The sequence below is a fragment of the Paraburkholderia sp. BR10954 genome, from assembly GCF_040965775.1.
GTDB lineage: Bacteria > Pseudomonadota > Gammaproteobacteria > Burkholderiales > Burkholderiaceae > Paraburkholderia > Paraburkholderia youngii.
Window position 1 is genome coordinate 1 of sequence record NZ_JBFRCK010000014.1, and the last position, 12531, is coordinate 12531.

Genomic DNA, 12531 nt, shown 5'->3' on the forward strand with positions numbered 1-12531 from the left:
ATGATCCTCAGGAAGCTGAGGCTTTTTTACGCCGCTGTTCTGGCCGCTTTGCTCAACCGCTCAATCGCTGTCGAATACCAGCCGTGAGGGCAAGCGCCGTCCAAAACGAATTATTCAGACCCGACTACTGATTGATTGGCTTTGTCAGTTCATCAAGTCGATTCCTGGTAATTCTCGTCACGCAGTCCCAAAACTCGACGAATCGCATCTACGCATGTCCAACCTCATACACTTCCGCATAACATTCGTTGTCGCGATAGAGCTTCCAGCTCTCCTGCCCTCTCCTCTCCGGAAATACGGAAGTGCCTCGGGTTCGCTATTGGCTCGAAGTTCGTTGTCGCCGTCAGCCATGATCCGCTCGATTGCAGATACCTTCTTTTCGAGCGTCCGTGAAATGCGTTCGAAATCGTGCTGAGCGCAAGCCGAAACGGCCATTATCGCTACGGCATTTGCCGGTGAAATATTGAATACGGTTCTCCACGAAGCGTGACGAACATTTCGTCGAGATGCCATGTACTACCCGGCTTATGTCGCGCTAGCTCAAGTGGAAGCGGAAATACCATCGAACCGCGCAGCTGATGGCCCCAGCCGGAAAACGGTGACCGTGATAGAGCGACTTCGATTTCTTCATCACGCCATCTGATCGGCCTCGCAACCTGACAAAGCCCCAATATCTAGTCGGCGATGCGTAAGCGGCAAGCGAAACAATTAACTACAAGTTCGAGTACTTTCGGCGTACCTGTTGGGGGAAACAAGAGTACGTTCGATTCGGTCACGCGATCTCGTGCATCTCCAACGCGCTCGGCGTTAAATGATGTGCCGGATCGCGCATTCTGCTGTGTCAGCGGCGGTTGAAGCGTCTCACGACGCAATAAAAGATCCACGGATGGATCTTGAGCATGGTCATAGTGATGGAAAGCTTCAGATGCCGATCGGCAAACAGGCCAAACAGGTGCTTCACGCGCAGCTTCTCCGATACGCTTTGCAGAATAGGGCTCGCGAGGCGGTAGGTCGGCGCGGTGATCGCGGTCTGAAACGCGATCGCGCGGAATGCCCAGCTGTATTTGAGCCGGAAGAAGAGGCGCTTGTAGTCGGTAATCGGGAGGGACGCGGTATTTTTTTCCACGCGGTCCATGATGGCAAAAAGGTCGACGACCTGCGGGTTGAAGCGTCTCGAAATTCCTGATTCACGGATCATGTATGAATAGAGGTTGTCCGGAATGAGGCGCACCACTTTCGAGTTGGCGAGCGTTTGCACCGACACGCAAACGTCTTCGAAAATGAGACCGCACGGATGATCGGCTGCGACGAAGATGGAGCGGCGCACAAGCTTGTTCCAGCAAAAGGCTTGCAGCTTGAGTTCGAGAATTTTCTGGACGGCTTCCACGCCACTGATAATCCCGTCGCCGGAATCGATCCGAGCGTTGACGGCGCCATCGGGACTGATGCGCTCGGCGGCGAAAATGACGACATCGGCGTCGTGCTGGTCGGCTTCGCGCAGCACGGTGCAAATGAGATCGCGATGGACGTGGTCGTCGCTGTCAACGCAGAGCACATAGTCGCCCCGCGCTTCCGATGCTGCGATTTTTCGCGTTTCAGCGAGCCCTTTGTTGTCGATGTTTCTGATTAACTTCCACGAAATGCGATCCTGTTGCGCGAGAACCCGGGCGGCGATTTCACCGGAACGATCGGGGCTGCAGTCGTCGACGGCGATGATTTCGAAATCGGTGCAGGATTGTGACAGCAGTGAATCGAGACAGTCCTCGATATAGTCCTCGACCTTGTAGATAGGCAGCAGAACGCTGATTCTCGGTGCGGACATAGACAATGCTCCTGGAGGTAAACGAGGCGTGAACTACCCGTTGTATATCGCAAAATCCCTGCTTCGCGAACAAATCAACTAATCACGAATCATGTTGTGGGAGCAAATCGGGCCGACCTGAAGTGCCGGCAGTCTGGGTCTACCAAGATCGCCAGCAACTGAAATAATCAGACAATTAATCGCGTAGAACGAGACTATGCCCTCGCGGCGCAATCATAGGACAAAGTCGAGCAGCATGCGGCCAGGAACGAAGGTACTCTAAAAGACTAGAATGCATCGCTGTACCAATATATTGCAGGAATCGGCACAAATTGATGAGATATTGGCGTATTCCACCACTGCGGCAGTGGATCAGGCAAGTATGTCAAATAGGAATTTTTTAATGAAATCGTTGTGGCGATGATTAGACGAATACGCCAACAGATATCAATTTATCCGGTGTCGTCAAATTAGCTGGATAACCCGCGCCCCAATGCTATTCGCATGAATTTGCGAACGCCTTCATCGCGGCCGACCCTCTCTTCGGCGTTACTGATCAACCTCTGCATCACATCCGCGGGGTAGATTTCGTCGAAAAGCTGATCGGATCCAGTACTGGCAAACACGTGATGCAGGAATGAACCCTCTGGTGGACAGACCCGTTTGAACACGCCAAGCTTAACCACACGATTATTCCAAAGTTTAAGCGTATATGCATTGGTGCAAAGCGCAGCGCACTCTTCGAAATAGTGGGGCAAAAATACCTTATAATAGGAATCGGCATGCACCGGATAAAACACTTTTTCAGGCAAGCCGGCCTTTGCACCATAGACTTCCGTCAAAATATGGAAGCAGCAGCACGCCATTTTATATTCGTGTTTTCCATCGCTTCTACCCGTCGAATTACATCATGCAGCTGTGGATTCCGCGGGTCGAGGCGCAGGAGTGCGGTGCAAAGCAGATCCGGCTTTCCCCGGCCGACCAAGTCGCCCGCAATGGTCAAGTCGAATCGTTTCAGGAGAAGAATATCTGTGTCCGCCCAGATTTCATCCGTTTTGGTAAACATTATCAACCGGAAATAATCTGTGAAATGCGCCATTGAAGGAACGCCATTAACGGGAAAAGCGCTCAGCGAGTCGGCGGAAAGGATCGACCGGGCGTCCTTTTCGAGCACGCCTTTTGGCAAGTTGCTGATGGGTTTGTAACTATATACAGCGATTTCGGTGTCATTAGCAGTGAATGTATTCAAACAGGCGATTTCATAAGGAGATAATTCCGGACCATTCCAGAACGTTGCAAATTTTGCATCGCTCATAATTTACCCTCCTCGATTTGCTTCGTTGAGAGCATCGCTGCATACCATTGGAGGCTCGGCATGGCGTGCCGTACGCGAGAAGGTGGTCGCCTGGTAACGGACTACGCTATACGAGTTTATCCAGGACTAAATGCGATCTCTAGAGCATGTCTCTTTTCGCCCGACTAATGTCGCCAATGGTTGGGTATGGCAAATTAATCATTTAATCGAAAATCTCCGCCGTCGCCAAGTCGATCCTGACGTTCACCACAACTGCCGACGGCTTTGTCAGCTTGCGAGGCCGGTAAAGTGGCGTGATGAAAAAATCGAAATCGCTCTATCACGGTCATCATTTTCCGGCTGGGGTCATCAGCTGCGTGGTTCGATGGTATTTCCGCTTCCAATTGAGCCTGCGCGACATCGAAGAGCCGCTGTTCGAGCGCGGCATTCTCAACGGCTCGAGCGCCTTTCCGGAGCCGGATGTATTGGCCACGTTGTGCGCTTGATATGATGAAGCCACGGGAGATACTCTTTCAGCAACCTCATAAAACTGACGATATCTTGCCGTCGCACCGGATTGCTGCCCTTTACCGCATGAATGAACAACATTGGATTGCCCAGTCGACCGCTCGCATATGATTTGCCTACACCTCTTGTTTTGCCACGAATGACCTTTATCGGAGTGTCCAGCATCCCGTATTGGGCGAGCGTCTGATTCAATTCAAAACTTGGGCTCGTCCTTGAATCGTCTCCCATGCCGCTCCCAGCCGAACCGACCGGGCGTGTATGGAACACGGAAAAACGATCAATAATGCCAACCTTTCCAAAAGAGGCGACCCACTTGGGCCACAAGAAATCGAGGCCCCAGCCTGATTTGTTCATCCCGAAGCTGTGTTTTATCGCATGCAAAGCATTCGAAGATAAACATGGCATCATCAACTCCACGAAATTTGTTTCGCGAAATTCAAACTCCCTGTTTTGCAACGTCGTTTGGTGACCGAAATAGCTTCTCTCGTCGAGAGAGGGTTGCGCGAGTGCGAAATTCTCTCGTTCTACATACTCGAAGAAGTCGTTCATGGTTTGAACATCCGTCAGGATGTCGTCGTCCGGGAGCCAGATGTAACGATATTGCAGAATCAATTCGGCATTTTGCAACATGAAGTCGTTAAGACCTTCCCATTTTGATCCTTTGAATCGATGTATGGCTTTGGCAAAGATGTCTGCATAATCTTCGTTCTTCCCGTAGTAACTCAGCACCAAATCAAAGTTTGGGGCCTGTCCGCCGCTGAACCATTGCGGATGCAAGGAACTGTCTCCACACCTCAGAACGACCAGGTACTTGTTCATCTTTCAATTTCCCTATGCGTAGAAGCAGATTGCGCGGCACGTAAAAGACAGTCACTGGCGAAGAATTGCATTTGACTGACACCAACCGCGCGAAATCACGAAACGACACACTCCGCTCGGCGACGCGCGCCCTTGCTCATTTCCATAGCGTGCGCACTCGCCGATAGATCGCGCGACTTACCCGCTTCGACGCTTCAAGCGTCCCCTTGGTGGCCTGCGGCGGGTGATCTTCGAGCCAGCGCAACCGCGCTTCGATATCGCGTTCACGGTCCGCGTAGAGTGAAATCGGGAAGGGATGGCCAAGTCTCCCGTCGTACAGCGCGCGAGCGGCATCGACGATGTCGCGGTTCTCCTCGCGCTGGGTGAAGTACGCGATGTGAACGAATGGCACGCCGCGCGCACAGACGATTCTCAGCCGGTGCCGCGCACAGTACATATGCATCATGTGCTCGTCATCCTGCCCACCGTCGTCGATCATGTCCCATAACCCCTTGCGAAAAAGAATGCAGCCGATCGAATAGCGCGATTCTGCCGGCACTTCGCAAGGTTCGAGGTCCCGAGTGGCGGCGATGAAAGCATCAGGTTGCAGCGTGGTCCGTTCATGTAGCCAGCGCGCGATGTGCGGATAGCCCCATATCGTGCCATTGGTGCCTTTCTCGATCTGGTCAGCAGGGATGATTCGCATCGGATAGCGCTTGTCCCCGTCGGCCCCGACGAAATGCGGATGCGCCTGGTTCGTGAAGTACTCGCGTTCCAGACTCATCGCACGCATCACTTCAGGGAAGCCCCAGTTGTTGTTGTTGATGAGCGGGGTGACGTAGGCAAGCCCATTCCCGCTTTCCTTTTCCGCCGCGTCGTACGTGGCGAGCATCTTGTCGAGCCACCCGCCGGTGATCGGGAACGCGTCGTCGTCCACCTTGCAGATCAGGTCGATTTCGGCGAATGCCGGCTGCGAGAATAGTTTTTTGATCGTGCGATAAGGGGGCCCAGGCGGAATATCGTCGACGACACGAACGACGCCCGGAAAAAGCCTTGCGTAGCGCCGCGCGACGGCAAGCGTGCGTTCCGCGTCATAGCCGCCCCTGCAGTTCTGAAGCAGGATGAACTCGACGCCTGTCGGCCGGTACGCCATGTGACTGGCGAGGGTTAGTTCGAGCGCTGCGTAGTCGCGACAGAGCAGGACCAGAATAGCGACTCGCCTCGATGCCGCGTTAGAACGGGATGCAGTCATGCTTCTCCTTCGTAGGACGAGTACATCTTATTACTGCTCCTTTAGACGAGTGTTTCTACTGCTTTGAGCGCCGCACCAACGACCTGGTCCATGTTGTAATAGCGATACTGCGCCAGCCTGCCCACAAAAGTCACATCGGTAACTGTCTCCGCGAGCGCGCTGTAGCGCATGAACAATGCCTCGTTTTCCTTGCGTGGAATCGGGTAGTACGGCTCGCCTTCGGCTCGCGGATATTCCTTTACGATCGAAGTTCCTCGATGCTGTTGCCCGGTGAGGTGCTTGAACTCCGTAATCCTCGTATATTCGTGATCGTTCGGATAGTTGATGGTACCCGTCGTCTGAAAACGCTCCACGTCGCTCAGATGCTGGTGTTGAAAGTGGAGGCTGCGGTACGGAAGCTTGCCGAACCGATACCCGAAATACGCGTCGATCGGTCCAGTGTACACAACGTGCCCACATTCGATATTCGCTTTCACCACGTCATAGTCGGTCGACAGACGCAGGTCGATATTTGGACTGTCAAGCATCTTTTCGAACATCGCGGTGTAGCCGTGCGCCGGCATAAATTGAAAAGTATCGGTGAAGTACCGGTCGTCGTCGTTCGAACGCGTCGGTATTCGCGCAGCGACACCCGCTGACAATTCAGACAGATCGAGTCCCCATTGCTTGCGCGTATAGCCACGGAAAAACTTGTCGCACAGATCCGGGCCAACGCTGCTCAGCACCACGTCCTCGCTGGTCGTATTGACCTCTCGCGCTTCACGTACCGACTCAAGGAACGCGATCGTGTCCTGCTCGCTCAGATCGAGGCCATATAGCTTGTTGATCGTCGTGCGATTGATCGGTATCGGATACAGATCCCCGTCTACATAGGCCTTTACGCGATGCTCGTAGAAGCGCCAATCGGTAAAACCCGACAGGTACTCGAATATCCGCTTGCTGTTCGTATGAAAGATGTGCGGACCATACGGATGGATCAGCACACCGTTCTCATCCTCGCGGTCATATGCATTGCCGCCAATATGATTTCGCTTGTCTACGACTAGCACACGCTTGCCGCTTGCCGCCAGACGTTCGGCACAGACCGCGCCTGCAAAGCCGGCGCCTACGATAAGGAAGTCATAATTCATCTCTGCGCATCCTCGTATAAAAAGCTGGAATCTTGCATTTGATCAGGTGGAGAGCCATCAAGGCCGTAACCAGAAATTCGGTGGCAAACACTGACATTGCCGCGCCCTGAGCGCCATAAGCCGATGCAAGAGGCACGAGCAGGGCAAGGTTGATCAAGCCGCAGACGACCAGTATCTCGCTGACTCTCTTCTTCATGCCGAGCGGCAGCATCACCTGAACGCCCAGTACATTGTTTAGACAGATGAGCAGCGGCAGGAGGGCCATCCACTTAAGGACGATGACCGCTGGTTCGTACCCAGGGCCCACGGCGATGCGAATGATCAAATCGGCGCCGGCCCAGAGCGCGACCGAAGCCAGCAACATGGCCGAGCCCCCCAGGTAGAGCATCTTGCGCACCAGCCCGAACGCCTTTTCGGAGTCTTCGGAAAAGAGCGCCGTCACGCGCGGGTAAATTGCGTTGGCGAACGGTACGAGCGGCGCCTGGGCGACGTTCCGAATCTTGTCGGCTACGCCAAAGTAGCCAACAGCGACGTCTCCCGCAATAAATCCAAGCAACACGCTATTAGTGGTTGTGTACAGACTGATCGCTGCCGTGGAAATGAACATGTGCCAGCCTTCACGAAGCGCTTCGATGACGTCCGCCATGCTCGGCATCAAGGGGATGATCAGTCGGTTTTTTGCGATCAGGATCGATGCGACGACTCCGGCAGCAATCACGCTCATCGAACTGATGAGCGACGCGATCCACGTGTCGGCCGGCGAGTGCACCAGGAAGAACGTTAGCGGAAGCAGTAGCACCCGCGCGCTCAACGTGGAGACCGTAGTAAACGTCATCTGCTCCAAGCCCTGGAAAAGCCACTGTGGAAACAGGACCGTTCCGATAACGACCGGATAGGTAGCCAGCAGAACCGGCAGCAGTTCGCGCAATCTTGCTACGAAGAACGCCGCTACAAGCAGGATGGCGAAGCAGACCAAAGCGATAAGCGCCTTTGCGCCTTGCGTCGCCCAAAAGATCTTCGATACCGCGTGCCGATCTTTTTGGACCCGTGCGACGTGAGCAGTCGCTGACCAGTTAAAACCGTAGTCCGTCAGCAGCACGAGATAACCAACTAAGGCTTGCGCGAAGACGTACGCACCGAAGTGTTCCGGGCGCAGAACACGCAACAGGTAGGGAAATGTTGCAAGCGGCAGCAGCATGTTGGCTGCTTGCAGAACTGACAGCGCAACGATGTTGTGTCGGAGTGGACTCGTCATGAGTTAGCCGTTGTCAATACATCGATGAAGGATCGCTTGGAGACAGATCTTTATATCTCCTGGGCGGAGTGCGAGTAAGGTCTCCGCGGAAGCGAATACCTGATCAGGCCGACGCCGGTTGGGCCTTGCTACCGGCTCCCCGACTCTTCGTCCGAGGAAGCCACCGCTACCGGCAATAAGCCGCAAGTCCGCACTGGTCGGGCGCGGATGCGTCACTGTTGTCCGACTCGGATGAAATTCGTGGCGCACCGTAAACGAATCGCCACGAGAATCGCAAGGAACTGAAATAAGCAGACAATTGATTAGGTAAAACGGGTTTGTGCCGTTGCGGCGCAATCCCACGAAAGGTCGACCAGGTGCGGCCAGGAAACGAAGTACTTTAGAAATTTGTACATGCTTCGCTGCACCAATGTCAGCAACCGGCACAAAGTGGAGAGGTATTGGCGCATTCTCCACTTCGATAGTGGACCGGACAAGTATGTCAATAGCTATCTACACACCGGCGCGAGAGCGTCGCCATGGGATGGTTGGGAGTACCTTTCCGCGTGCGCCTCGCTGCTGCGGCTATTTCCGGTGACAAAGTAGTCTCCGCCACTCGTTCGGGGGCCTACCGTGGCCACTTCGGCGCCATCGGTCTAGCCGGTACGAGAGTCACCGCCACGAACAAGCGCTGGGCGCACTCGATTCGATAGATAGCAGCGCATGCTCTGCGTTATGTGCCAGATGACGCATTTCGCAGGGTCGGCGGCAATGGACGCTTCTCATGAAGCACTAGAAGACGTTATGGTGACGGAGACCTCCGGCCGCTCGTCGCATCGCGCTTGCCAGTCACGACATCCCATGCTCGGCGACCGTTCTTCCACAGCGTGCGCACTCGCCGATAGATCGCGCGACTGACCCGCTTCGACGCTTCAAGCGTCCCCTTGGTGGCCTGCGGCGGGTGGTCTTCGAGCCAGCGCAACCGCGCTTCGATATCGCGTTCACGGTCCGCGTAGAGTGAAATCGGGAAGGGATGGCCAAGCCTCCCGTCGTAAAGCGTGCGAGCGGCATCGACGATGTCGCGGTTCTCCTCGCGCTGGGTGAAGTACGCGATGTGCACGAATGGCACGCTGCGCGCACAGACGATTCTCAGCCGGTGCCGCGCACAGTACATATGCATCATGTGCTCGTCATCTTGCCCACCGTCGTCGATCATGTCCCATAACTGCTTGCGAAAAAGAATGCAGCCGATCGAATAGCGTGATTCCGCCGGCACTTCGCAAGGTTCGAGGTCCCGAGTGGCGGCGATGAAAGCATCAGGCTGCAGCGTCGTCCGTTCATGTAGCCAGCGCGCGATGTGCGGATAGCCCCATATCGTGCCATTGGTGCCGATCTCGATCTGCTCCGCAGGGATGATTCGCAGCGGATAGCGCTTGTCCCCGTCGGCCCCGACGAAATGCGGATGCGCCTGGTTCGTGAAGTACTCGCGCTCCAGGTTCATCACGCGCATCACCTCAGGGAAGCCCCAGTTGTTGTTGTTGATGAGGGGAGTGACGTAGGCAAGCTCGTTCCCGCTTTCCTTTTCCGCCGCGTCGTACGTGGCGAGCATCTTGTCGAGCCACCCGCCGGCGATCGGAAACGCGTCGTCGTCCACTTTGCAGATCAGGTCGATTTCGGCGAATGCCGGCTGCGAGAGTAGTTTTTTGATCGTGCGATAAGGGGGGCCAGGCGGAATGTCGTCGACGACCCGAACGATGCCCGGAAAAAGTCTTGCATAGCGCCGCGCGACGGCAAGCGTGCGTTCCGCGTCATAGCCGCCCCTGCAGTTCTGAAGCAGGATGAACTCGACGCCTGGTGGCCGGTACGCCATGTGACTGGCGAGGGTTAGTTCGAGCGCTGCGTAGTCGCGACAGAGCAGGACCAGAATAGCGACTCGCCTCGATGCCGCGTTAGAACGGGATGCAGTCATGCTACTCCTTCGTAGGTGCCGACGAGCACATTGTCTAAGGAACATACATGCGAGTATCGGGACACACTGAATTTGGCGTCGTCTACATCACGAATTTACGAACACCAAGAGTGCCGATACTAATAACCGCGCCTCAGGGTGCAGCACCGATCGCGGCTACTAAAGAGACAAGACGGGGACACGCCGGTTCATCATAGTACAAGCAACGATGAAATGAAGTCGCATTCCATAGCGCGTCGCCCCTCCTCTCGGCGGCGAACGGTTACTTTAAGTATTGAGGCAAACAACTGCCGACCGGTCACGATCTTGCGCACACAGCGCGCGAAGCGTTCTGTTCGAGCGCGAACGCCTGTAGCGCATCAGGCTCGACCGGCAATTCCGCGACAGGGATGGCGGTGGGCGGCATGGCCATCATGATGCCCAACTCGCTCTACGTTTAGAAGCCCGGGGAGCCTTGTATTTGCGTGCGAGAGCAACGTCGACTCGCGCGCGTCACCGCGACGGCGCGATGCGGCGCGCGCGCCGGGAACGCCTCGACGACATCGAATTGCGACGGGTCAGCAGGACGCGCGCAGCGGCGCGATACTGCGAATCACTGCGCAATAAAAGCAGAGTGGCTATGCTTGCGAAAAAGTTACGTATCGCTAACGGGTTTAGCAGTCAGAGGCCATAGGCATGAACCACGTGGTCGCCACCAGCGACGAAGACTTGCCCGTTCACGACCATCGGCGACGCGAAGTTGCCCTCGCCGTTTTGAGCTGGCGTGTATTGGTCGTGGAAGAGTATGGTCCCGTCCGCGGCATCCAATGCATAAAAGTCGTTGCCCAAACCGTCTGCGTAATACACCACACCATTTGCGGCGACGGGCGGGATAGCCGGGTTGAACGCGACTTGGTTCAAGCCGACTTGCGCCGTCCACACGGGTTTGGGGTTCACAGTACAGTTGCTGTCGATCGACAGTGCAATCACCCCGTGTTGGTATAAGTTGTTGCTCCCCGAACCGCCAGGGGACACGACGTAAAGCCGATTCAGCACCGGGTCGAATACAGGAAGGCCTATGTTGCTGCCGTCGGCTGAAGTTTGGGAAATCGTCAACTTTTCAATGGGGCCCTGCTGCTGAATAGTGGCTCGGTTATAAATGAACAGGTTGCCGGACTTGTTGTAGGCCGCGAGCATCGTCGGGCAGGTGGGACGCTGAAAGAGCAATGCTGTAGCGCCGAAGTCGACGTCCGAGAGGGGCGGAGAAAGCGGCGAGTTCGACGCGGCTACCGCCAGGGTCGGCGTGAGCTTCACGACGTGCTCCGCGAACGCGGCATTTTCCGGATTGGCGAATGCGTTGCCTGTGAGTGCATAGACGACCGTCCCATCGGGCGGAATCGATACGCCTCCCATACCCCATATACCGCCCCCATCTGGCCCGCTTGCGCCGGTTGGGTACCAGCGTTGCAGAATCGCAGCTGGGTTGGTAGTGGACGCGCGGACGACCTGTCCATGGTACGGCTCCGTATCGCAGGGGTCACCGGCTGTCCCCACGTATATCGACGAACCATCGGGACTGAGCGTCAAGCCGCCATAGACCATCGTTATTGGAGTAGCGTTGTTTGGGTCGAGAAGTAGCAGGTTGAAGCCCGGGAGATCCACGCCGGTCTGCAGGTTGTACGCATGCAGGTAGCCTCGCCCGCTCACAACGAAAATCCGGTTGTTGGCATGGTCGATGACGGGCGTGCCCTGCACCCCGATCTTGCCTTGGAACAGCCCCTGGCAGGCCGACGTCAAGATAGCTTGAGGGATAGGGGCGCTTTTCCAAATGATATTCCCTGTCGCGGCATTCAGTGCATATGTACTGTTCCCCTCTGTCCCAACATAGACGATATCGGTTGGCACCCCGTTGATCATCACCCCGACAGCCAGTACCGGCTGAGTCAGGATGGCACCGTCCAGCACAGGTGAGTCCCAGTGCTTTATCAACGTCCTAACGTTGGTCTGGGTGAGCACCGTCTCGACTGGGTTATACCCAGTCCGCTGCCTGTTCATACCATACGTCGGCCAGTCGGTTGTCGTAAAGGTTGGCGCCGCGACGGCCCCTGGTGTCCGGCTCAATGTAGCGGCAGTCGCTGTTTCGGGAGCCTGGTACGGCGTATCCACCGCCGGCCCGCGGTCGTCGAGGAAATTATTCGGATTGATCTTGTCTCCGCCGTTCTGTTTGTCTACGTCCGATCCATCGAGGGCGAAGGCTGGCGGCACTTTCGGTCCGACGCCATGCTGGTGCGGGCCATGAGGGAATGGGTCCAGTGCGTTTGACGACGCTTGAGCGGCTACCGCAAGACCCGGCGCAGATGCCGCAGCCGGTGCCGCGTTCGAACTTTGCGCTTGTGCGCCCGAGCCCGAGCCCGCCGCGCAGGCGAGGATCAAAACTGCGACGAGCCGAGATGCGTCGATAACGCTGTGTGCGCTTTTCATGTAGCCACCTCTTGCAAATATTGCTGTTAGCATTGGGTAGACGGCGCACCGCGACTTCTCGCCTC

9 protein-coding genes and 2 pseudogenes are annotated in these 12531 nt (G+C 55.8%); 1 reads left to right on the forward strand and 10 read right to left on the reverse strand.

Annotated features, from left to right (window positions below; genetic code table 11):
- Positions 1-458: 458 nt before the first annotated feature.
- From AB4Y34_RS19920 to AB4Y34_RS19935, 4 genes and pseudogenes are all read right to left on the reverse strand, one after another.
- Positions 459-631 (reverse strand): annotated as a pseudogene (locus tag AB4Y34_RS19920) (IS6 family transposase); the annotation flags it as partial.
- Positions 632-841: 210 nt separating this feature from the next.
- A complete protein-coding gene (locus AB4Y34_RS19925) occupies positions 842-1822 on the reverse strand; it encodes a glycosyltransferase family 2 protein (protein WP_368716955.1) in 981 nt (326 codons plus the stop codon).
- A 449-nt stretch (positions 1823-2271) separates the two neighbouring features.
- Complete coding sequence (locus tag AB4Y34_RS19930) at positions 2272-2643, reverse strand: hypothetical protein (protein ID WP_368716956.1); 372 nt, start codon at positions 2641-2643, stop codon at positions 2272-2274.
- The gene (locus AB4Y34_RS19935) at positions 2640-3116 is read right to left on the reverse strand and encodes a hypothetical protein (protein WP_368716957.1); all 477 of its coding nucleotides are present in this window, start codon (positions 3114-3116) and stop codon (positions 2640-2642) included. The genes AB4Y34_RS19930 and AB4Y34_RS19935 overlap by 4 nt, the downstream gene beginning before the upstream one ends.
- Before the next feature lie 296 nt (positions 3117-3412).
- Between AB4Y34_RS19935 and AB4Y34_RS19940 the strand changes: the two are divergent.
- Positions 3413-3544, forward strand: a pseudogene (locus tag AB4Y34_RS19940) (IS6 family transposase); the annotation flags it as partial.
- A 1-nt stretch (position 3545) separates the two neighbouring features.
- Here the strand turns inward: AB4Y34_RS19940 and AB4Y34_RS19945 are convergent.
- From AB4Y34_RS19945 to AB4Y34_RS19970, 6 genes are all read right to left on the reverse strand, one after another.
- Positions 3546-4442 carry a DUF707 domain-containing protein gene (locus tag AB4Y34_RS19945; RefSeq protein ID WP_368716958.1) on the reverse strand — a complete coding sequence of 299 codons (897 nt, stop codon included), beginning with the start codon at positions 4440-4442 and terminating at the stop codon, positions 3546-3548.
- Positions 4443-4578: 136 nt separating this feature from the next.
- A complete protein-coding gene (locus AB4Y34_RS19950; protein WP_368716959.1) occupies positions 4579-5673 on the reverse strand; it encodes a hypothetical protein in 1095 nt (364 codons plus the stop codon).
- 41 nt (positions 5674-5714) lie between these two features.
- The gene (gene glf, locus AB4Y34_RS19955; RefSeq protein WP_368716960.1) at positions 5715-6803 is read right to left on the reverse strand and encodes a UDP-galactopyranose mutase; all 1089 of its coding nucleotides are present in this window, start codon (positions 6801-6803) and stop codon (positions 5715-5717) included.
- Entirely contained in the window at positions 6793-8058 is a 1266-nt protein-coding gene (locus AB4Y34_RS19960) for a flippase (protein ID WP_368716961.1), read from the reverse strand. Before AB4Y34_RS19960 ends, glf begins: the two co-directional genes overlap by 11 nt.
- Positions 8059-8839: 781 nt before the next feature.
- The gene (locus AB4Y34_RS19965) at positions 8840-10006 is read right to left on the reverse strand and encodes a hypothetical protein (protein WP_368716962.1); all 1167 of its coding nucleotides are present in this window, start codon (positions 10004-10006) and stop codon (positions 8840-8842) included.
- A gap of 660 nt (positions 10007-10666) precedes the next feature.
- Positions 10667-12466 (reverse strand): PQQ-binding-like beta-propeller repeat protein, encoded by a 1800-nt coding sequence (locus AB4Y34_RS19970; protein ID WP_368716963.1) that lies wholly within the window; start codon positions 12464-12466, stop codon positions 10667-10669.
- Positions 12467-12531 lie beyond the last annotated feature (65 nt).

Coding starts and splice junctions, on each gene's coding strand:
- AB4Y34_RS19925 (WP_368716955.1), bottom strand. CDS start 1,822: ATGTCCGCACCGAGAATCAGCGTTCTGCTGCCTATCTACAAGGTCGAG.
- AB4Y34_RS19935 (WP_368716957.1), bottom strand. CDS start 3,116: ATGAGCGATGCAAAATTTGCAACGTTCTGGAATGGTCCGGAATTATCT.
- AB4Y34_RS19945 (WP_368716958.1), bottom strand. CDS start 4,442: ATGAACAAGTACCTGGTCGTTCTGAGGTGTGGAGACAGTTCCTTGCAT.
- AB4Y34_RS19950 (WP_368716959.1), bottom strand. CDS start 5,673: ATGACTGCATCCCGTTCTAACGCGGCATCGAGGCGAGTCGCTATTCTG.
- glf (WP_368716960.1), bottom strand. CDS start 6,803: ATGAATTATGACTTCCTTATCGTAGGCGCCGGCTTTGCAGGCGCGGTC.
- AB4Y34_RS19960 (WP_368716961.1), bottom strand. CDS start 8,058: ATGACGAGTCCACTCCGACACAACATCGTTGCGCTGTCAGTTCTGCAA.
- AB4Y34_RS19965 (WP_368716962.1), bottom strand. CDS start 10,006: ATGACTGCATCCCGTTCTAACGCGGCATCGAGGCGAGTCGCTATTCTG.
- AB4Y34_RS19970 (WP_368716963.1), bottom strand. CDS start 12,466: ATGAAAAGCGCACACAGCGTTATCGACGCATCTCGGCTCGTCGCAGTT.